The sequence below is a fragment of the Tenacibaculum halocynthiae genome (assembly GCF_964512825.1).
Classification (GTDB): domain Bacteria; phylum Bacteroidota; class Bacteroidia; order Flavobacteriales; family Flavobacteriaceae; genus Polaribacter; species Polaribacter halocynthiae.
This window is the reverse complement of the sequence record NZ_CAZELG010000008.1, coordinates 1-1,612: the sequence shown is the minus strand read 5'-3', so window position 1 is coordinate 1,612 and position 1,612 is coordinate 1. Positions and strand designations below refer to the sequence as shown.

The following is a 1,612-nucleotide window of genomic DNA, read 5'->3' as shown; positions in this document are numbered from 1 at the left end:
TGTAATAGAAGAGAAACTTGTAGGGATTTATTCAGAAATACTTGGAGTTGATAGTGATATAATTGGAGTTAATAGTAAGTTCTTTGATTTAGGAGGAAATTCTTTAAACTTAATATCTCTAAAAAACAAAATTAAAGAAGTATTCAACGTATTACTAAATGTACCTGAGTTGATAACAATGAATACTATTAAAAGTTTAGCTAAATGTATTAATGATAGAGAGCAAGTAGAATTTTCAAGAATACTTAAGGCAGAAGAAATGGATTACTATCCATTATCTTCAGCACAGAAGCGTATGTACTTTTTATACGAGTTAGATAAAGAGTCAGTAACGTATAACCTTCCTTTAGTTGCTAAGTTAAAAGGAACTTTAAATGAAGTAAATCTTGAAAGTTCATTTCAAAAATTAATTCAACGTTATGAAAATTTACGTACTATTTTTGAGTTTGTTGATGATAAACCTGTACAACGAGTTTTAAAAGAAATTGACTTTTCAGTTACTTATTTAAATAAAGAAATAGATTTAAATTCAACGATAGATGAGTTTGTCAAACCGTTTGATTTAAGTCAAGGTCCTTTATTTCGTGTAGGTATAATAAAAGTTTCAAGTGAAGAGCATATTATGATATTTGATTGTCATCATATTATTACTGATGGAGTTACAAATAATATTTTGCTTGTAGACTTTATGTCTATTTATAATGAAAAAGAACTTATAGTACCTCAAATTCAATATAAAGATTACGTAATTTGGCAGTTGAATGATTACCAGGTTACAATTGATAAACAGAGGGATTATTGGTTAAATGAATTTTCGGATGAAGTAAGTTCGCTTAAACTTCCTGTTGATAACAATAATCTAATGGATGTTGAGAAAGAAGGAGGTAGATTCCAATTCTTATTTGATCAAGAGAAAAAAAATAAATTGAATTCTTTAGCAAAGAAAGAAAATACTACATTGTTTATACTCTTATTTAGTGTTTATAATTTATTATTAAGTAAGCTTAGCAATCAGGAAGATATAATTATTGGTACTTCTGCTTCAGGAAGACAGCATGTCGATTTAAATGGTGTGACAGGTATGTTAATGAACGTTTTGGCACTTCGAAATCATCCAAAAGGGGATAAAAAATTTAGTGAGTTTTTAAAGGAAGTAAGTGAGAAAGCTTTTAATGCTTTTGAGAATCAAGATTACCCTTTAGAAGACTTATTTGATGAATTAGGTTTAAAAAGAAGTTCAAGTTTGCATCCTCTTTTTAATGTTATGTTTGAATATTTCAATTTTGAATTACCAAATTTTGATTCTTCAAAGCTATCCATTGAGAAGTATGATTATGATTGTAAAATTTCCAAATTTGATATGACACTACGTGTTAATGAATTAGAGGAGGGGTTAGAGTTTACGTTAGAATATGATAAACATCTTTTCAATCATTCAAGTGTAGAACGATTTGGCGATTATTTTAGTAGAATAATAGATTTTGTAATAGATGATTCAGGGGTTTTATTAAAGGACATCAATGTTTTATCGAGCGAAGAATTAGAACAGCAGTTAGTTGCTTTTAATTCAACAGATAAAGATTATGGAGTGGCAAAATCTATCATAGATGTT

The 1,612-nt window shown here is 28.0% G+C and carries 1 protein-coding gene; it reads left to right on the top strand.

Annotated elements, in window-relative coordinates:
- Positions 1 to 1,612 (top strand): condensation domain-containing protein (locus tag ACKTTQ_RS00625; protein ID WP_408048150.1); only part of this gene is annotated, 1,612 nt, incomplete at both ends.